General features: G+C 63.4%; 17 protein-coding genes and 1 pseudogene. 9 read left to right on the top strand and 9 right to left on the bottom strand.

Annotation, left to right across the window (positions count from 1 at the left end; genetic code table 11):
• The first annotated feature begins 7 nt into the window (after positions 1–7).
• Positions 8–1,108 carry a hypothetical protein gene (locus PCA31118_RS09960; RefSeq protein ID WP_150625032.1) on the top strand — a complete coding sequence of 367 codons (1,101 nt, stop codon included), beginning with the start codon at positions 8–10 and terminating at the stop codon, positions 1,106–1,108.
• Between the two features lie 250 nt (positions 1,109–1,358).
• Positions 1,359–2,462 carry a hypothetical protein gene (locus PCA31118_RS09965; RefSeq protein ID WP_150625033.1) on the top strand — a complete coding sequence of 368 codons (1,104 nt, stop codon included), beginning with the start codon at positions 1,359–1,361 and terminating at the stop codon, positions 2,460–2,462.
• Positions 2,463–2,526: 64 nt separating this feature from the next.
• Here PCA31118_RS09965 and PCA31118_RS09970 read toward each other — a convergent pair whose 3' ends face one another.
• From PCA31118_RS09970 to tauA, 4 genes are all read right to left on the bottom strand, one after another.
• Positions 2,527–3,930 carry an amino acid permease gene (locus PCA31118_RS09970; RefSeq protein WP_150625034.1) on the bottom strand — a complete coding sequence of 468 codons (1,404 nt, stop codon included), beginning with the start codon at positions 3,928–3,930 and terminating at the stop codon, positions 2,527–2,529.
• A gap of 205 nt (positions 3,931–4,135) precedes the next feature.
• Positions 4,136–4,951, bottom strand: coding sequence for an ABC transporter permease subunit (locus tag PCA31118_RS09975; protein ID WP_150625210.1), 816 nt, complete (start codon positions 4,949–4,951; stop codon positions 4,136–4,138).
• Between the two features lie 139 nt (positions 4,952–5,090).
• Entirely contained in the window at positions 5,091–5,909 is an 819-nt protein-coding gene (locus PCA31118_RS09980) for a taurine ABC transporter ATP-binding protein (protein ID WP_150625035.1), read from the bottom strand.
• Between the two features lie 80 nt (positions 5,910–5,989).
• On the bottom strand, positions 5,990–7,060 hold the full coding sequence (tauA, locus tag PCA31118_RS09985; RefSeq protein WP_150625036.1) for a taurine ABC transporter substrate-binding protein: 1,071 nt from the start codon (positions 7,058–7,060) through the stop codon (positions 5,990–5,992).
• Between the two features lie 297 nt (positions 7,061–7,357).
• Here tauA and pdxR point away from each other — a divergent pair, with 297 nt between their 5' ends.
• Positions 7,358–8,914 (top strand): MocR-like pyridoxine biosynthesis transcription factor PdxR, encoded by a 1,557-nt coding sequence (gene pdxR / locus PCA31118_RS09990; RefSeq protein ID WP_150625037.1) that lies wholly within the window; start codon positions 7,358–7,360, stop codon positions 8,912–8,914.
• A 72-nt stretch (positions 8,915–8,986) separates the two neighbouring features.
• Here the strand turns inward: pdxR and PCA31118_RS09995 are convergent, their stop codons facing one another.
• Positions 8,987–9,616, bottom strand: a complete 630-nt coding sequence (locus PCA31118_RS09995) for a glutathione S-transferase family protein (protein ID WP_150625038.1) — start codon at positions 9,614–9,616, stop codon at positions 8,987–8,989.
• Positions 9,617–9,816: 200 nt separating this feature from the next.
• On the opposite strand from PCA31118_RS09995, the gene yddG reads away from it, so the two are divergent.
• From yddG to PCA31118_RS10015, 4 genes are all read left to right on the top strand, one after another.
• Complete coding sequence (gene yddG, locus PCA31118_RS10000) at positions 9,817–10,740, top strand: aromatic amino acid DMT transporter YddG (RefSeq protein ID WP_150625039.1); 924 nt, start codon at positions 9,817–9,819, stop codon at positions 10,738–10,740.
• Positions 10,741–10,896: 156 nt separating this feature from the next.
• Positions 10,897–12,093, top strand: coding sequence for a hypothetical protein (locus tag PCA31118_RS10005; RefSeq protein WP_150625040.1), 1,197 nt, complete (start codon positions 10,897–10,899; stop codon positions 12,091–12,093).
• A gap of 11 nt (positions 12,094–12,104) precedes the next feature.
• Positions 12,105–13,385, top strand: a complete 1,281-nt coding sequence (locus PCA31118_RS10010) for a sensor domain-containing diguanylate cyclase (protein ID WP_150625041.1) — start codon at positions 12,105–12,107, stop codon at positions 13,383–13,385.
• Complete coding sequence (locus PCA31118_RS10015) at positions 13,370–14,782, top strand: DUF2252 domain-containing protein (RefSeq protein WP_150625042.1); 1,413 nt, start codon at positions 13,370–13,372, stop codon at positions 14,780–14,782. Before PCA31118_RS10010 ends, PCA31118_RS10015 begins: the two co-directional genes overlap by 16 nt.
• Positions 14,783–14,820: 38 nt before the next feature.
• Here the strand turns inward: PCA31118_RS10015 and PCA31118_RS10020 are convergent, their stop codons facing one another.
• From PCA31118_RS10020 to PCA31118_RS10030, 3 genes are all read right to left on the bottom strand, one after another.
• A complete protein-coding gene (locus PCA31118_RS10020; protein ID WP_174990413.1) occupies positions 14,821–15,210 on the bottom strand; it encodes a response regulator in 390 nt (129 codons plus the stop codon).
• Between the two features lie 146 nt (positions 15,211–15,356).
• The gene (locus tag PCA31118_RS10025) at positions 15,357–16,358 is read right to left on the bottom strand and encodes a sensor histidine kinase (RefSeq protein ID WP_150625044.1); all 1,002 of its coding nucleotides are present in this window, start codon (positions 16,356–16,358) and stop codon (positions 15,357–15,359) included.
• A gap of 5 nt (positions 16,359–16,363) precedes the next feature.
• Positions 16,364–16,990 (bottom strand): response regulator transcription factor, encoded by a 627-nt coding sequence (locus tag PCA31118_RS10030; RefSeq protein ID WP_150625045.1) that lies wholly within the window; start codon positions 16,988–16,990, stop codon positions 16,364–16,366.
• A gap of 725 nt (positions 16,991–17,715) precedes the next feature.
• Between PCA31118_RS10030 and PCA31118_RS27640 the strand changes: the two are divergent.
• Both PCA31118_RS27640 and PCA31118_RS27645 read left to right on the top strand, forming a co-directional pair.
• Positions 17,716–17,931 (top strand): annotated as a pseudogene (locus PCA31118_RS27640) (MBL fold metallo-hydrolase); the annotation flags it as partial.
• Positions 17,932–18,010: 79 nt separating this feature from the next.
• Positions 18,011–18,310 (top strand): alkyl sulfatase C-terminal domain-containing protein, encoded by a 300-nt coding sequence (locus PCA31118_RS27645; RefSeq protein WP_425495331.1) that lies wholly within the window; start codon positions 18,011–18,013, stop codon positions 18,308–18,310.
• Between the two features lie 142 nt (positions 18,311–18,452).
• Here the strand turns inward: PCA31118_RS27645 and dkgB are convergent, their stop codons facing one another.
• Positions 18,453–19,262, bottom strand: a complete 810-nt coding sequence (gene dkgB, locus PCA31118_RS10040; protein ID WP_150625046.1) for a 2,5-didehydrogluconate reductase DkgB — start codon at positions 19,260–19,262, stop codon at positions 18,453–18,455.
• Positions 19,263–19,373: the final 111 nt, after the last annotated feature.

Consider the following 19,373-nt stretch of genomic DNA (forward strand, 5'->3'; position numbering starts at 1 on the left):
ACCGTCCATGGAAAATTCGATCGAGGCCGCTGTCAGGAACTTCCCGGTGAGCGGCTACCCGGGCATGCGTCTGAGCGACGAACGTGTCGCCGTGCTGGCGCAGTACAACGAGATTCTCGAGAACGGCCAGCGTCCGACGGCGCTTCAGTTCAGGCGATTCATGGAGAACTTCTGGTATCTGGGCCCGCTCGATGCCATGGTGCAATCGCTGGGCCGGGACAACAAGAAGCGATTGTTGTCCTGTGCGGCGCTTTGCCACGTGGCGTCTTCCGGGCTCGGTCGGGACTACCTGAATGCCCGAGGCGATCTTCGTCTTGCCGATGACGACTCGGCGGCGCTCCTGAGCGCCATTCCGCACGACACGCTGAGACGCATGCTCGCCAATGCCGAGATCGGCGATCGATGCATGATCGTCATGACCTTGCCCACACTTGACCTGCGGATCTCCCCGGGGGCGGCCTGTTTCGGCGATGGCGCCAACGCGTTGTCGGTCAGCGACGCCAAGTTGCTCCTCGTCGAGATGCAGGCGGACGGCACGACCTTGCTGGAGAAGTTCGCGGCCGAGATGCAAAACGCCGGGGCGTCGATTTCCGACATGGCGGTATGGAAGGCATGGTACGCGCTCATCAGGAAATGCATCGACGACAAGACCGTGGGCAGTCTGCACGGCAGCCCGATCATCCATTCGGCGTTAGGCGATGCCCTCAGAGGGCTGGTTCGTCGCATGTCCGGAGACCTGTATCGGGACCCCGAGCCGTTTTCCGTGCACGAGGCAATGAAATACTGCGTCGACGCGTATTGCGCCGCGAGCGATTGGCGCGGTTGCGGGCAGGCGTATCTCGATCTGGCCAGCCACCACAAGGCGAATGGCGAGTACGACCTGGCGAGCAACTGTTACCGCTCGGCAAACATCAAGCTGGTTCACGCGATCAAAGCGCTATGGACCGAGCGGCGGGCCGAGGCGATGAAGTGCTACGAACTTGCGATCGATGCGTGCAGACGGGACGACAACGCCGCAGCGGAGCGTGAGGTCACACAACTCGTGGAAACACTGCGGCAGAGCGATGCCGCGACATTTACGGAGAACCTGCGTGCCCGCGTCGAGTAGGTCGGCGCGGAACTGGAGGCTATCCGGGGGGAACTCAATCTGGCGGGTCGATCCGACGCGCAATTCTCGTGGGACATGTTCGGCGCATTCGATGCGTTCGATGCATTCGCCGCACTGGGCGCATTAGACACGTCAGGCACTTCAGGGCCGGCGCGCGGCACCGGAACCGTCGAACACAATGTCAGCACGATGTCGGCGCGACACACCGCGTTGCCCGTCCCGGCGACACAACCTGCAACCGAATCCGACAATGCAGTCGATCTTCAGCGCCGCACGCGCGAACTTCCACACCTCGCCCTTTCCGAGCACGCACCCGAGCGAGCGCCGACTGGCGATACTCAATGAATTCAACCGCCAGTGTCTCGGTGGATTCGACCTGCCCGACCGAGTGTTTGCCGATTTCCTGAAACGCTTTCGATCGATGGGGCCACTCGATCTGGTGTCGAGCGCCCTGGTGGGTAATCGGAAGGCGGATCTTCTGTACGCCGCAGCGCTTTGCCATGTGGCGTCCATCGGCAGTGGCCGGGATTACCTGCAGCGCGCGGGCAAGCTGGACCTGGCCGACCAATCGGCCTTGCTGTTGCTTAACGCGATCCCCTGCGGGCAGCGGGCCACCATGCTCGACGGGGCGACGTTGGGAACGCATCTCCAGATTGTTCTGACCTTTCCGGGTATCGACTTGCGCATGGCGTTGGGGGCATCGTGCTTCGGAGACGGACAGGGTGCCCTGACACCGGCTCAGACGCGACGTTGGTTCCTGCGCTGCAAGGACGAGGACGGCGTGCATGCTTCACAAGGTAGCCGGACGTCGATGGCGGAAAAATTCGTCAGGGAAGTCGGGCGTGGAACCGGCAGCGAAGTCGGAAGCCCGGTCGCAAGCGAAGCCGCGCGAAGCCCGGACCTTCAAAGTTGGCGAACCTGGTGCGCATTGACGGAACGATGCATCGACGCTCGTCCTGTGGCAGACATCAAGCAAGCCAAGGGAGTCAAAGGCGCCAAGGGAGAGACGCACATGATGGCGACGCTCGGTCAGGTGTGGCATGCGCTCGCGGGGCACGCACCGCAGGGCCTGACCGACGCCACATCGATCTCCGAATTGCTCTGGAAAAGCGCGGCAGCGTTCGCCAACGTCGACGACCTCAAGACGTACGGCCGGGTGAAGGCAGAGGCGGAGAAGTTCGACAGGCGGGCAATGAAGACGACGGCCGATGCGACGAGGCGAACATGGCACCCGCCGGATGCATTGACGGCCACCCGCTTAAGAAACCGCTACGCCGCCGTCCCCATGGCTTCCCATCTCGATAACGGCGGCGGCAATGCCTGGTCGGATTCTGCCGGTTCGAAAACGCTGTAAGGGCCGCACGCGCAAGAGAAGTTGGCGGCGCACGCCGGACGCTCACCGCCGCCCGCCGCCACCCTCAGATGTCGAACTCCGGGTCCGGCGAGCGAAGCTTGCGCCAGATCGATCGTACGGTAAAGGCGAGCAGCAGCACGGTGAGGCTCACGATGCCGAGCGCCAACGGCGTGCGCTGGTCGGGGATGAAGGCCATTGCGCCGACGATCGACAGCATGCCGACGATCGCCACCCATGTCAGATACGGGAACCCCCACATGCGCACTTTCAGCTTGCCCGGGGCGTCGCGCTCCAGGCGCTTGCGCAGCTTGAGTTGCGAAAAGGCGATCAGCACGTACACGAAGATCGCCACGGTGCCATACGAATTCACGAGGAAAGCGAAGACCGTGTCGGGGGAGACGTACGACATCACCACCGCCACGTAGCCGAACAGGGTGCCGACCAGAATTGCGCGTACCGGCACACCCCTCGCGTTGAGTTTCGCGAGCGAGCGCGGCGCGTCGCCCCGGCGCGTCAGCGCGAAGAGCATGCGCGACGACGCGTACAGTCCGGAGTTCAGGGCAGAAAGCACGGCGGTCAGCACCACGGCGTTCATGATGTGCGCCGCTGCCGGAATGCGCATCGCTTCGAGGGCGCTGACATACGGCGTCGCCATCCCGGCGGAATTCCAGGGCACCAGCATGACCACCAGCAGGATCGAGCCGATATAGAAGAAAAGCACACGGCCGATGACCGAGTTCGTCGCCCGGGCCACGGCCTGCTGCGGCTCGGCCGCTTCGGCGGCGGCAATCGTGACGATTTCCGCACCGAAGTAAAACCCGGTCGCCGCGACTGCGCCGGCCATCACCGGGCCGATGCCGTTCGGCATGAAGCCACCGTGTGAGAGCAGGTGTCCGGTGCTCGCCACAGCCCCAGGCCACATGCCGAAGACGAAGAGTGCACCGAGGAACAGGAAGACGACGATGGCCGCCACTTTGATCGACGCGAACCAGAACTCGAATTCGCCGTACGACGCCACGGAGACCAGATTCGTAAGCGTGAGCACCACGAGCAACGCCAGACTGATGGCCCATGCCGGAATGTCCGGCAGCCAGAACTGGATCAGGTTGGCGCCGGCGACCGCTTCGACGGCGACCACGATCACCCAGAAGTACCAATACATCCAGCCGGTCAGAAAGCCGGCCAGTTCACCGCCGACAGGCTTGTCGTTCCACGCGAGTCGCGCGTACTCGTAGAACGAGCCGACCGCAGGCAGCGCGCACGCCATCTCGCCGAGCATGCGCATGACCAGCACGACCAGTGCACCGGTGATCAAAAACGACAGCACGGCCGCCGGGCCGGCAGCATGCACGACCACGCCGCTGCCGACGAAGAGTCCGGCCCCGATCACGCCGCCCAGCGCGATCATGCTCATGTGACGTTGTTTCAGGCTCGATTGCAGATGCGTTCCGGATTCACGATTGGCCATGGCGACCTCCTGTGAGCGGATATTGGGTGCGGGGAATGACTGCGAGGGCTGCAACGCGGGGGAAACTGCCGATGAATGTCTCAACTGCCACACAACCTCCTGAATACATGGTTTGGACGTCAGGGGCGGCGGCGTAAAACGGGGGGCGCCGCCCTGCGTCTTCTTTTGATGACCGACTATGACCAACGCAACGGCTGCTTCACGATCAGACCTTGCCTTTCCATGGGACCAGCACGCGCTCCAGATAGCGCATGATCAGATCGAAACCGAAGGCGAAAAAGCCAATCACGATGATCCCCATGATCACGATGTCCGACGCGAGGAACTCCGCTGCGTTGAGCACCATGAAACCGAGACCGCTCGATGCCGCCACCATTTCGGCGGCCACCAGCGTGGTCCAGCCCACACCGATACCGATGCGCATGCCGGTAAAGATCTCCGGCAGCGCCGATTTGACGATCACGTGCATGACGATCTGGCGCGGTGACGCGCCCATCGAATAGGCCGCGTGAATCTGTTCCATCGACACGGAGCGCACTCCCGCCCGGGCTGCAATGGCCAGCGGTGCGAAGATCGCCAGATAGATCAGGAAAACCTTGGAGAACTCGCCGATGCCGAACCAGATGATCACGAGCGGGAGATAGGCCAGCGGCGGCAACGGTCGATAGAACTCGATAGGCGGGTCGAAAACGCCGCGCCCGATGCGCGACACACCCATCAGGATGCCCACGGGAATCGCGGTGACGCACGCCAGCGCGAACGCGCCGAACACGCGATACAGACTGGCGAGGGTGTGTTGCCACAGCGTGGACCCGGCGAAGCCTTCCGTCGAGACCTGGATGAACTTCTCGACGATGGCGCGCGGTCCCGGCAAAAACAGCGGCTTGATCATGCCCGACGAGGTGATCGCCACCCACAGCAACAGCAGGGCGATGACGGTCACGACGCTGATCGCGAGGCTGGGCCCCTGACCGGGGGCGCCGAACGATTCGCCTGCCTTGACCGGGCGCGGGGCAAACATGCGCGCGAGCAAACCGCGACGACGCGCAGCGCGCGGTGCATTGGGCGTACCGGCGGGACGCTGCGCACCGCCCACGGCGGTGGCTGAGGCGTGAGGATTGGCGACGGGTTTGGTCATCATGATGGCTCGTCTCCCGCGATCAGGCGGCAACCGCGCTGGCAGACGTCGTCTGCCCGGCACGCTCGTCACCGTAGATGATGCTGAGCACGGTTTCGCGCATGGCGATGAAGTCGGGGCTCGACTTGATGGCGCGCGCATCTCGGCATTCGAGATAGCGCTTGTTGAAGTCGAGTTCGTAGGTGTGCGTGATGCGGCCCGGGCGCGGTGACATGACGATCAGGCGGCTCGCGAGGAACAGTGCTTCTTCCACGCTGTGCGTGATGAAGAAGATCATCTTCTGTGTCTCGCGCCAAACGTCGAGCAACAGTTCCTGAATGGTCTCGCGGGTGAGGGCGTCGAGCGCGGCCATCGGCTCGTCCATGAGCAGCATCGACGGATTGCAGGTGAGCGCGCGGGCAATCCCGACACGTTGCTGCATGCCGCCCGAGAGCTGATAAATCATGTGGTGGTGAAAGTCCTGCAAGCCCACGAGCGCGAGATTGCGCGCCGCACGCGCGCGTCGCTCGTTTTTCGGGATACCTTGCAGCTTCAGGCCAAATTCGGTGTTCTCCATCACGCTCAGCCACGGCAACAGGGCGTGTTTCTGGAACACGACGCCGCGATCGGCGCCCGGGCCTTCGATGGGCGCGTCGCCGAGCAGCAACTCGCCGGAGGTCGGCGCGATGAATCCGGCCATCAGACTCAGCAGCGTGGTCTTGCCGCACCCCGAGGCGCCCAGCGCCACGACGAAATCGCCGGGGGCGATGCTCAGATCGACGTGGGCGAGCGCCTGCACCTGCTCGCCGGGACGCCGGCCGGGATACACGACGCTGACGTCGTTGACGATGAGTTGTTCCATGAAGCCCTTCTCCAGACGATGCAGCGATCGGGGAGGGGATGGCGCGCCGCCGCATCGCGGCGCGTCGGCCCCGTTACGGCTTACTTCAACTTGAGTGCGGCGTCGACGTAGCGCGACGTGACATAGGGCGTGTAGTCCGCCTTGACGGCATTGATTTTCTGCTGGCCCTTCAGAAAATCGGCAGTGTCCTTGAGGGCCTTCGCAGCGCGGCTGTCCTTGCCGCCGCCCAGCCAGTCGGCGGACGCTTGCTGCTGTGCCGACGGATAGGCGTAGAGCGACAGCGCGCCGGGGACGTCTTCCGGTTTGCCGCCGATCATTTTCACGATGGCCTTGACCTGCGGCGAGGTGGCGCTCCAGGCGGCCTGATTGCCGCGATACGCCGCGTCGGCGTCGGCGATCACCTTGACGAACTTCGCCATGAAATCGGCGTTCGCCTCCCCCCATTGGCGGTCGACGGCAATGCCGTCGAACGTGGGCTTGCCCTGTTTGGACAATTCGCCGGACGTGATCAGCACGTGCCCGCTTTGCTTGATTTGCGCAAGTGCCGGATCCCACACGTACGCGGCATCGATGTCGCCGCGCTCCCATGCGGCCACGATCTGATTCGGCTGCATGTTGAGTACCTGCACTTCCGTGGGTTTGATGCCCCACTGTTGCAGCGCGAACATCGTGTGGTAGTGCGTGGTGGATACGAATGGCACGCCGATCTTCTTGCCCTTGAGGTCCGCGGGCGTCTTGATGTTCGACGCATTGCGAACGACCAGCGCTTCGGCCTTGTTGATGTCGTCGAGGATCCAGAACAGTTGCAGATCGAGCCCTTGCGAGACTGCAGCGGCCATCGGGCTGGAGCCGAGCACGCCGATCTTGATGTCGCCCGAGGCGAGGGCGGTCGCGACCTTTGCCCCGGATTCGAACTGGCGCCAGTGGATCTTGTAGCCGGTCGCCTTCTCGAACTCGCCGCCGGCGATGGCGACCAGCCATGGATCGACGATCTGCTGGTAAGCGATCGTCACCTCCTTTTCCTGCGCCTGTGTGGTCGCGGGCAGCGTCAATCCGAGCGTTAGTGTGGCCGCCAGTGTCGCGGGGAGTGCGGCTGCCGCCAGCGCCGTGGCAGCGAACGCCCGTCGCAGCCGGTTCGGAAGTCCAGTCATGGTTCACCTCTAATCGGAAAGTTTTCGGTGGAACACTCGGGTTGACGCGTGCGGTGTGACAAATCGGCGCCAAGTGACTGCATCATTGCCGCGCACTATTTTGTTCGTTAGAGCCAGTTGGCCGCATTTGATGATGCCAACTGGTCCAGTTGCGTCGAGATGGCCTCGCAAGGCGCATGGATGCTGGCATCCACCCCGTTTTCGACCGTCTTCGGATAAACCCCAATTCGGAATTAACGTCACCGTCTCATGAGTAATAATTGACGTTCTGGAAGTGACATAGAAAAAGGGGACGCGATGTCGAGCCGGATTTCTGCGGCGATGTGGAACCAGTTGTTTTCCGTGTCGGCGCGCGCGGGCATGAGTCTGCAAAGCCAGATTCGCCAGATGCTGGTGTCGGCGATTCTGGACGAGCGCCTGATGCGCGGCGCGGCGGTGCCGTCCTCGCGCGAACTGGCCGAAGGGCTGGGCGTGGCGCGCAATACGGTCGTGCTGGCTTACCAGCAACTGGTCGACGAAGGCTATCTGATCGCGCGTGAACGGCGTGGTTATTTCGTGAACGGAGATATCCTCGCGCCGCGCGTCGGGACGCAGGGCGCGCCGAAGACGGCGGTCGGCGCCGAGCCGGAGGCCACTGGCACCATTGCGCCGCTGGATCCGTCCACTCCGGACTGGGAAGGCCGCTACGTCGTGCGTCCGTCGGCGCAGCGCAACATCGTCAAGCCGATCGACTGGCAGCAGTATCAGTACCCGTTCATCTACGGGCAGTTCGATCCGACGATGTTCCCGACGGCCGACTGGCGCGAGTGCTGCCAGAAGGCGCTGACCGTCATGGAAATTCGCGACTGGGCGCCGGACATGATCGCGCGCGACGACGAAACGCTGATCCAGCAGATTCGTACGCGCGTGTTGCCCCGACGAGGCGTATGGGCCGACGCGGACGAAATCGTGCTCACCAACGGCGCGCAACAGGCGCTGTATTTGCTCGCGGACCTGCTCGTCGGCGCTCGCACCACCGTGGGCGTGGAAGATCCCGGATACCCCGACGCCCGCAATATCTTCGCGATTCGCACACCAAAGCTGATCGGTTTGCCGGTCGACGAATACGGACTGCCGGTGGACGATCGTCTGTCGCAATGCGATTACGTGTACGTCACGCCGTCACATCAATGCCCGACCACGACCACCATGCCGCTCGCGCACCGCGAGGCGCTGCTGCGGCGCGCGGAGACGGACGACTTCGTGCTCATCGAAGACGACTACGAAAGCGAGAACAGCTATTCGGACATTCCGATTCCGGCGCTCAAGAGTCTGGACCGCAGCGACCGGGTCATTTATATCGGCAGCCTGTCGAAGTCCTTCGCGCCTGGACTACGGTTGGGCTATATCGTGGCGCCGGCGGCGCTGGTCAATGAACTGCGTGCCCTGCGCCGGTTGATGATCCGGCATCCGTCGGCGTTCATTCAGCGCTCGTTTTCCATGTTTCTGGCGCTGGGGCATCACGACGCGTTGTTGCGGCGTCTGGCCGACACCTATGCCAAGCGCGCGGAGATACTGAGCGAGGCGCTTCGCACCCATCTGCCGGAAGTCTCGTTCGTGCGTGTCAAAGGCGGCGCGTCGTGCTGGGTGCAGGGCCCGCCGCAGCTCAATGCCAACGTGCTGGCCGCACGGGCGAAGTCGCGCGGCATTCTGATCGAACCGGGCGACGTGTTCTTCATGGGCGACGCCCCGCCGCGCAATATGTTCCGTCTCGGTTTTTCGTCGATACGGCTCGAACACATCGAGGCGGGCGTCATGGCGCTGGCGGAGGTGATGCGCGAGACGATGGCGCAGGCCGCGCCGGCGGCAAGGTAGTGGGGTAGTCGGGTAGCGGGACGCCCGGCCAGCGGCGGGCCGTCCGTGTCACCTGTCAGGGCGTGCCACCCGTCAGGGCGTTCCGTTACGTCCGTACAGACGAAAGCCTTCGCGCTCGGACAGGCGATCGTAGTAGGCCGACACGGCTTCGAGCTGGGGGCGCTCGATCGGTACGCTGAACCAGCGATGCACCGACAGCCCGATGGGGATGTCCGCCAACGAGAACGTCTCGCCACTCACGAACGCCTGCGTGCCCTGCAACTGCTGTTCGAGCACGCGCATGAAGTCGTTCCATCGCGCGGCGTGGGTGGCGAGCGCTTGCGGGTCGTCGTAGCCGGGCGCGCGTCGGACCAGGGACAGGAACGCATACTTCCATGCCGGGTTGAGGTCGGAGGACTGCCAGTCGATCCATTGATCGACGCGGGCACGCTCGCGCGGCGCAACCGGATAGAGGTCGGTGCGCTCACGTGAGCCTGCGAGGTAGCGCAGAATGCTGTTCGACTCCCACAGCACGAAGCCGTTGTCTTCGAGCACCGGCACCATCAGATTCGGGTTGAGCGCCGCGAACGCCGGGTCGTCCAGCTTGCGCGACGCGTCGCCGTCGCCCCATGGGTCGTTCACGAACGGGACACCGAGTTCGTGACAAAGCCACAACACCTTGCGCACATTGATGGACGAGGGCCTGCCGAGAACGCGAAGCATGGAAGTCCTTGAATTCGTGAGAGCGATGACGCGATTCTAGGCTCGCGCTCGATACACTGACAGATACAGATGCGCGCGCTGACGGCCAGAACAGATCGGACTCCGCCTGCGTTCCGGAGAGCAGCCGGAAGGCCGCATTTCATACGTTTCGTATAATCCTGCGCTCACGACTTTCATTGCCATCGGCGCAGGAACCCCGCATGAACAGCAGGAGCAAGGCGACACTCATCGGTCTGAGCGCGGTAGTCCTCTGGGCGTCCATCGTGGCGTTGATTCGCGACGTGAGTGTCAGTCTCGGGGCAACGGGCGGCGCTGCGGCGATCTACACGGTGGCCTCGATATTCCTCGCGCTCACCGTCGGGTTTCCGAAGTTGAGCACGTTTCCTCGCCGTTACCTGCTGTGGGGCGGGCTGCTCTTCGTTGCCTACGAGCTGTGTCTGTCACTGTCGATCGGCTATGCGAATTCCTCACGTCAGGCGATCGAAGTCGGCATGGTCAATTACCTCTGGCCGACGTTCACACTCGTCAGCGCCATCGTCTTTAACAAGCAACGCGCGAACTGGCTGGTGGTGCCGGGTTTCCTGTTGTCGATGCTCGGCATCTGCTGGGTGCTCGGCGGCGATCGGGGGCTGGACCTGCCAGGCATGCTCGTGAACATTGCCGATAACCCGCTGAGCTATGGTCTGGCGTTCGTCGGCGCGATCCTCTGGGCCGCTTACTGCACCGTGACTGCGAGAATTGCCGACGGCAAGAACGGTGTGACGCCCTTTTTCATGCTCGTGGCGGTGGCACTCTGGATCAAATACTTCGCAGGCGGTGGCGGCGCCATGTCGCTCGACCTTCGCTCCGGCACCTGTCTCGTGGCGGCCGCTGCGGCCATGGGCTTCGGATATGCCGCGTGGAACGTGGGTATCCTGCGCGGCAACGTGACGATTCTCGTCGGCGCCTCCTACTTCATTCCCGTGCTGTCTGCGGCCCTCGCCGCACTGCTGTTGCACGCGCCGCTCGTCGCGTCATTCTGGTGGGGCGCATGTATGGTCTGCGCCGGTTCGATGCTTTGCTGGCGCGCCACGCGCGCTCGGCGCACGCCCGTGTCGGCGCCGGCAAAGACAGGGGGCGTCTGACTCGCCCCGCCCCGGCGCGGCGTGCGGACGGGCGGCGCGCTTGTCGCATGCCCTGATGGGCAACGCGTTGCCCGAAACCCCGATAGTCCCCTAGACGTTCCTGCGCAACACTAGTGAGCCAGATCGCATGCACACTAGCCCGGCAAGGAGCCTTTCATGGTCAAGGGGGAGTCCACGTCGGACGATGCCCAGAGCGTCGATCTGTCGCTGGTTAAAGGGGATCCCGGCTTTCACCTTCAGCGACGGCTGCGACTCATTCCCGACACGGGAATGGGCACCCTGCGCCGGGCGCTGATCTTCGCGGCCGTCAGCTGGCTGCCGCTGGCGATCTGGGCGCTCGTTACCGGTCGCGCCTTCCATCACGGCAATCCCGACGACACGCTGGTCGCGCACTTCGGCATTCATGCCCGCTGCCTGATCGCCATCCCCTTGATGGTCATTGCCGAGGGCATTGCGCAGAAGCTGATGCCGCCGCTGTTCCGATACTTCGTCGACAGCGGCATCGTCACGCCCGAGACACTCCCCGACTTTCGCGCCAGACTCGCCGACATGGCGCGCATGCGTGATCGCACGCTGCCCTGGGTCGTGATATTCGCCGCCACGATGGCGTGGTCGACGGTCGGGGCGATGGTCGAACGCGCCGAGGAGATGGCATGGCTCAGTCCGGGAGACGACATCGGCAGTATTACGTTCGGGGGATGGTGGTTCATCCTCGTCATTCGTCCCTTGTTCACGGTGTTGCTGCTTGCGTGGCTGTGGCGCGCCTGTCTGCTGTTCGTCCTGTTGTGGAGACTCGGCAAGATGCCGCTGGCGCTCGTGCCGTCGCATCCGGATCGCGTCGGGGGGCTGAGCTTCGTCGAGCGTATGGCGTTCGTCTTCAGCCCGGTGGCGTTTGCGGTGTCGGCGGTGGTGGCGGCGTCGTTCGCGCACGAGGTCGTGTATCACGGCGTGAGCGCGTTGCAGATGAAGACGCTGCTGGTGGCGAGCGCTGCGTTGATCTCCATCGTTTTTCTCATTCCCTTGCTGCCGCTGGCGATGCCGCTGGGCGCGCTCAAGCGCCGTGCCATCTTCGAGTACGGCAGCCTTGTCGCCCATCACGACCGGCTGGTGCATCAGCGCTGGATCCTGCGCCGCGAGATCGGTAAGCCCGAGATTCTCGACGCGCCGGAGCTTGGACCAGTCGCGGACATTCACGCTATCTACGAGGCGGTCGGACGCATGCGCTCCATGCCGCTGAGCAAACTCTGCGTCGTCGCCATCGTCTTGCCGGCGGCCGTACCGATGCTCTATGTCGCCGCCATGCAGTTGCCGTTGTCGGCCGTGCTGGGCAAGGTCGTCAAGGCGCTGATCTGACCGGAGGGGGCATGCAGTCGTCGGACACCGCGCTCGCGTCACCCACCTCACCCACCCGATCCCGGCGATGGTTCGGCGCGCTTGGCCCGACCCTGATCGCTGCGGCCCTGGCGATCGCGATTGTGGTCGGCGTGCGGGCAACGTTGCTTTACGAAGGGCGGCGCGCAGTGCTCGAACATGCGCGCGAAGCCAATCATCGCGCCGCGAGGCTCACGGCCTATGTCGTCGAACGGGATCTTGCCGCGTGCATGAAGGAGCAGGGCGGTGATGGCGCGGGCTCGCTCGCGCGCTGTCTCGCGCAGTTCGACCGTCGCGTCGACGGCGGCGCGCGCACGACCATCGACATCGACTACTTGTCGCGTCTTTTCTCCGGGCAGACCGGCGCAGCGCAGGGCACGGTCTCGCTGCTGGGCGCCGATGGTCGGGTGCTCGCCAGTACCGACCCACGGCGCAAAGGCGCGCAGTCCTCGCCTGTTAAGTCCGACGACGCTGTGTCGGGCATCGCGTCGGGCGTCGCGTCGGGCGTCGTGCCGGAGGGCGTCGAGGCAGACTTCCTTTACGTTCGGCAACCGCTCGACGGCCTGCCGTTGCAAATCGAGATTCGCACCGCCAGGCGCGAGATATTTGCCGATTGGCGGGATCGTGCTTTCTGGGTGGCAGGGCTGACGGCGGCGCTCGGTGCCGGTTGCGCCGTGCTCGCAACGCTCCTTGCCCGAGCCCGTCGGCGTCGCAACCTTGCCGAGGCGGCGCTGCAACGCATGGCGAGTACCGATGCGCTCACGGGCCTGGCCAACCGTCGCACGCTTGACGAGTCGTACGACCGCGAATGGCGACGCGCCCAGCGCGAGCGGGTACCGCTGTCGCTGCTATTCATCGATGTGGATCATTTCAAGCGATTCAACGACCGGTACGGTCACCCTGCCGGAGACGACGCGCTCGTCGCGGTGAGCCGGGCGATCGTCGGCGCGATACGGCGTCCGGGGGATATCGCCGGGCGATACGGCGGCGAGGAGTTCATGGTTATCCTGCCCGGAACGGACGTTCACGGCGCGCGCGATGTTGCCGAGCGCATACGGGTTGCCGTGCGCGCGGCGGCCATTGCGCACGAAGGCAGCCAGCACGGGCACGTGAGCGTGAGCATCGGCGTGGCCGGCACCGGGGCGATACCGTCGGGGACCCCCGAGCAATTGCTGCAAGCCGCCGACGAAGCGCTATATTGCGCAAAAGGCAGCGGCCGCGACCGCGTAACGATCCACGCAAACTATGGAGGTGACCCATGCCCGGCGATCTGACTCTGGAGCAGCGTAAGGCCGCAGGCAAGATGGCTCGAGAGCGGGTGGCGCGCTCGGCACAGGCCGATATCGGCAACGTCGACCGCGATCCTGTCACGTTGCTTCGTCAAAACAGCGCGGGCCGGGTCGACGCCCTCGTGCCGCTCCGATACGGGCGAATGTCCGTGTCACCCTTCACGTTCTACCGCGGCAGCGCCGTGCTTCAGGCGCACGATCTGGCGAGGACCGCCACGACAGGGTTTCATTTCCCGATCTGCGGCGACGCCCATCTGATGAACTTCGGCGGCTTCGCCACACCGGAGCGGCAGCTCGTCTTCGATCTCAACGACTTCGACGAGGTCGCGCCCGGCCCGTGGGAATGGGACCTCAAACGGCTTGCGGCGAGCTTTGCCATTGCGGGCCAGCACATGAGCGTGGATAGGGGCACGATCAAGGACATCGTGGCGTCGGCGGTGCGTGAATATTGCGAACGGATGACGGAGTACGCGGGCTACAGCGCGCTCGATCTCTGGCACGAGATCGTGACGTTCGACCGGATGGCGGAAACCGCCGTGACGGGAGAGGGGCGGCGTCTGATTCGCAAGGCGGCGGAAAAGGCCGTTGGCCGCTCGCACGAGGCGATGCTGGAAAAAATGGCGAAATTCGTGGACGGCAAGTGGACCATTCAGGACGCGCCGCCCGCGCTGTTTCACCCCTCCGGGCCGAATTCACTGCTGGGCAACGCGCAGGCCTGGTCGGACACGCACGCATGGAAAGGCAAGCTCGCGCAGGCCTTCGACGAATACGTCGGCACGTTGTCGGTCGACCGCCGCGCGCTCATCGACCAGTTCCGGCTTCAGGACATTGCGTTCAAGGTGGTCGGGGTCGGCAGCGTCGGCACGTTCTGTCTCGTCATGTTGTTCGTCGACGCGCACGGCAAGCCGCTGTTCCTGCAGGTCAAGGAAGCCCGCGAATCGGTCATCTCGCGCTATTTCCCGACCGGCAAGGTGACGCATCAGGGGCTGCGGGTGGTCGCCGGCCAGCGCCTGCTGCAAGCCGCCAGCGATGCGTTTCTCGGCTGGACGACCGGGCCCAACGGGCGCAACTTTTACTTCCGGCAGTTGCGCGACATGAAAATATCGGCGGACGTCGAACGCATGAGCGACACGATCCTGCTGGGTTATGCGCGCATCTGTGGCTGGGCGCTCGCCCGCGCGCATGCGAAGTCGGGCGGTCTGGCGGTCGAAATCTCGTCTTACGCGGGCGACGGGAAGCGGCTGGCCGACGCGATGACCGACTATGCGCTGGCTTACGCGACACAGAACGAGAAGGACTATGACGCCTTCATCCGTGCCTGCCGTTCGGGAAAGCTGGTTGCGCGCAGCGACGAGGACATGGCGGCAGACTTCCGGGTCTGACGGGTATGGCGGGCATGGCGGCATGGCGGCGCAACGGGCTACGATGCGTCGCGCGTTGCCCGCTCGACAGCGGCCAGCAGATCGCTGCCGGGAAACGGCTTGGTGAGCAGTTCCCTCGCGCCGGCGGCCCGCACGGTGGCGCGCGTGGCCGGCGTGTCGTTCGCCGTGACGAATATCGCCGGCGGACGCGGCAACGGCAGCGACGCGTAAAACGCCGGGCCGCTCGTCCCGGGGAGCTGAACATCGGCAATCAGGCAGCGCGCCATCGCCACACTCGCCCGGAGGTCCGCATCCGCCGGGCTGGCGAACGTGCAAGTGCGATACCCTGCCACACGCAGCAACCGTTCGATCGCGCGGCGAAGCCCGTCGTCATCTTCGAGGATCGCGATGAGTGGCTTCGAAAGGCGAGGGCGGCGAGCGGCTTCCATATGACCGCATTCTTCTGCGGAACATGCATGGGCTTCCATTGGGACTTCGGGCAACGCCGTGATTCCCTTGCGGGCAAGTCGGCTTGCGCCGCATGCCGGCACGCGTCCCGGTTCTTCGGCTGAACTTTTGCCTGGACTGCTGCGAATTATGTCGTCCCGGGCATGGCACATCCGTCGCCGGGCAGGCCAAACGCCACAGGCAGCCAGAGAACGAACTCGGTGCCTTTCGTCGGCCTTCTGCGCGCCATGACCGTGCCGCGATGCGCTTCGACAATCGAGCGTACGATGGAGAGTCCAAGCCCCGTGCCGCGCGCCTTGGTCGTGTAGAACGCTTCGAACAACTGCTCGGCATTGTTCTCGGGAATGCCGATGCCGTGGTCGCCCACGATCAACTCGACGCCTTGCTCCCACGTCTTCGTCTCGATGGACAGCAAGCGATCCGGCGGCTCCGCGTTTTCCATTGCGTCCATGGCGTTGATCGCCAGATTGAGCAACACCTGCTGCAACTGCACCTGATCGGCGAGCACCTGTGCGCCGTTCGTGTTGAGCGCGACATCGACGACGATGCCGCGACGTCGCGCTTCCGGTCGCACGAGCGATGTGGCGCGCTCCAGCACCGCATCGAAATCGACGGGCACGAAGGTGATCGCCTGATTTTGCAGCAATGCACGCAGACGCACGATGACATCGTTGGCCCGCAGGGCGTCGCGGCGAATGTCCGTCAGAATGTCCCTGAGCTCGGGCGCATCGTGAGCGGCGCTTTGCAGCATCAGATCGGCGGCATCGACGTTGCTGAGGATCGCGCCCAGCGGCTGGCCGACTTCGTGGGCGATGGAGGCGCTAAGCTCGCCGACCGTCGCGATGCGCGCTGCCCGCGTGAGGTCGGCACGTCGCGTCGCCGCCTCCTGCTGCGCTTGCTTGCGTTCGCGACGCTGCTTGAGCAGGGCGAGCAGGGTGATCGTTTGCGCCCCCACCACGATCAGGAGAATGGCGATCTCTTGCCAGTACGACGGCGTGGCAGCGCTCGATGCGTCGATGGTTCGATCAGGCTGCGCGGCAGCGTCGCCGTTGCGCGTCTGGGCCGTGACGGCATTCGGCAGTGCAAGACATTGAAGCGCGACAAGCGCAGTCAGGAAAGCCCACCGCATCGCGCTCACGACATTCGCAAGGTCGTTTCCGGGGCGTGTCGCTGTGCATTGACCAGCAACTCGGCAAGCGACGACGCGTTCAATTTGCGCATGAGCTCGGCACGACACGATTTGACGGTGCGCTCGCACAGGCCAAGTTCGGCCGCGATCTGCTTATTGCGCAGCCCTTTGGAGATGCCCTGCAATACCGTGCGTTCGCGCCCGGTTAGCGGCGATTCCGTCTCGACATCGGCAGCTTGCGGCGGTGATTTTGCCTGAGCCACGGCGATGGCGGTCTCCACGGCGCCGACCAGGGCATCGCGACCGAACGGTTTGATCAGAAAGTCGACTGCACCGCCCTTCATCGCCTGGACGGACTTCGCGACGTCGCCATACCCGCTCATGAACACGACGGGTAGCGGCGAAGCCTGGCGACGCAGTGCGCGCTGCAAATCGAGACCGCTCGGGCCACCCAGTTCGAGATCCAGCAATACGCAACCGGGACGCGTGTCCGGCTCGCTGACGAGAAATTCTCCCGCAGACGCATATTCCTTCGTCTGATACCCCGATGCGGTGAGCAGACGTGAGAGGGCCGTACGCAGCGAGGCGTCGTCGTCGACGACGTGGACTACCGAATTACGACTCACGTTCATGGCATCTGCGCGCTTCTGCGCGCCTCCTTGAATTTCCCCGGGTTCAGGTCGCCGTCATCCCTCTTGTAGGAAATATTCTGATGAGAATTATTTAAATAATCGGCGCAGGTATTCGAATACTCGTTATTCCATTTTTGGCATCGCCGCTTTCGGAATATCTCGAATGTCGAACGTTTTTCAATTGATAGCACCTCTGAATAAATTCGTAAAGTCGGTTTCTCGATGCGCTGTGGTCGAATCGATATGGCGCCTTTGTGGGCGTACCATTTTATCGATTATCAATTTCATTCAAGCAGTGGGAAACGATGGCAAATTCGTGGAAAGCGCCACATTCATTCGTGTCCCCGGTTGCCCGAAAGGGCGGCAGCTTTTGCCCCAAGCACCGATGTCATTGCCCGAACGTTGTGTTGAGAATGACATCCGTAGTTTTTCGCAACTTCCTTCCGTTCGCCAACAAGCAGGATTCCAAAGACATTCAGCGTGGCTTCATTGCCGAACCCCGTGATCAAAGGGGCTTCGGGCAATACCGTCATTGATCTGGCGCAGTACGACTTCCTGAAGCAAAACATGGGAGGCGAGGCGCCGCCTACCGTCAATCCGAGTTTGTGGCGTCAGTCGCAGCTGCTCTCGGCACAGGGTCTGTTCAAGTGGTGGACGGCATCTATCAGGTGCGTAACGTCGATCTTGCGAACATCACGTTTGTGCGCGGGAAGACGGGTTGGATCGTGATCGATCCATTAACTGCCGTGGAAACGGCCAAGGCATCGCTCGATCTGGTGAACAGCAAGGTCGAAAATCTGCCCGTCACCGGCGTGATCTTCACGCATAGCCACGTCGACCACTTCGGCGGCGTTCGCGGTGTCGTGGATGAAAAGGACGTGCGCTCGGGCAAGGTGCCGCTGGTCGCGCCCGAGGGCTTCATGGAGGAATCCGTCAGCGAGAACGTGTTCGCTGGCACGGTCATGAGTCGCCGCGCGTCATACATGTACGGCAATCTGTTGCCGAAGAATCCGAAGGGCAATGTCGGCGGCGGGCAAGTCCTATGCATTCAACGTCGACTTCCCGGATACGAAACAGAAGTACGCGCTGACGGTGAAGAACGGCGTGATGAACTACAGCAAGGACGCGGTGCTGCAAAAGGCCGATGCCAATATCAGCCTGAATCGGGCGGCGCTCGACGATATCGCGCTTGGAAAATTGCAGCTTGGCAATCTCGCGGACAGCGGCCAGGTTAAGTTCGATGGCGACCGCGCCAAGTTCAAGGAAATGCTAGGCCTGTTCGACAAGTTCGACTTCTGGTTCACGATTGCGGAGCCCTGATCCGACAGCGAGCCCGGATGTGAAAAATGCCCGTACGGCCACAGCCGTACGGGCATTTTCGTTGCGTGCCGCCGTTAGGCGGTCGCCCTGAGCATCGCTGCGGCCCGGAAGCCTCGACGACGCTCGGTGAGCGTAGTGGCGATCAGTCGTCCCACTTGGCGGCGAGCCCTTCCGGGCTGACTTCGCGCCCGTTGCGATCGAGGGCGGCGATCTGCGCCATGTCCGCTTCGGTCAGTTGCAGCGTTTGCGCCAGCAAATTGCTCGCCAGATTCTCGCGTTTCGTGGAAGACGGAATGACAGAGAAGCCGCGCTGCATGGCCCAAGCAAGCGCCACCTGTGCGGGCGTCGCCTGATGGCGTTGCGCAATCGCACCAAGGGTCGCGTCCCCCAATACCTTGCCGTACGCGAGCGTCATGTACGACGTGATGTGGATGCCCTGTTCCTGAAGGAAACCGACGAGCTTCGGGTTTTGCAGGTACGGACTCAGTTCGATCTGGTTGGTTGCGATCGCGTCCTTGCCGACTGCCGCCATTGCCTGCTTCGTCAGGTCGATGTTGAAGTTCGAGATGCCGATCTGACGCGTGAGGCCCTTCGCGCGAGCCTCGGCCAGCGCCGTCATGAACTCGTCGAGCGACACACCGTTGTCGGGTGCAGGCCAGTGAATCAGCGTGAGGTCGACGTAGTCGCTGCGCAGCTTTCTGAGACTGTCTTCGAGGCTTGCGGCGAGTTTGTCCTTGCTGTAGTTCTCGACCCAGATTTTCGTGGTGAGGAACAGGTCCTCGCGCGCCACGCCGGACTCGGCGATGGCCTGGCCGACCTCGGCTTCGTTGCCGTAGATTTGTGCCGTGTCGATGGCGCGGTAGCCGAGTTCGAGGCCTGTGCGCACCGCATCGATGACGACCTGGCCTTGCAGGCGGAAGGTGCCAAGACCGAAAGCGGGAATGTTGCTCATCTTGAGCTCCTGATGAAATGAAGTGATGGAATACGTGTTGCCGTGAGGACCATTCTGGCGGTTTCGACTCATGAAATAAACGCCGTTACAGGTCAATAATTTTTGCATCTG

The sequence above is a fragment of the Pandoraea captiosa genome, from assembly GCF_902459775.1.
GTDB lineage: Bacteria > Pseudomonadota > Gammaproteobacteria > Burkholderiales > Burkholderiaceae > Pandoraea > Pandoraea captiosa.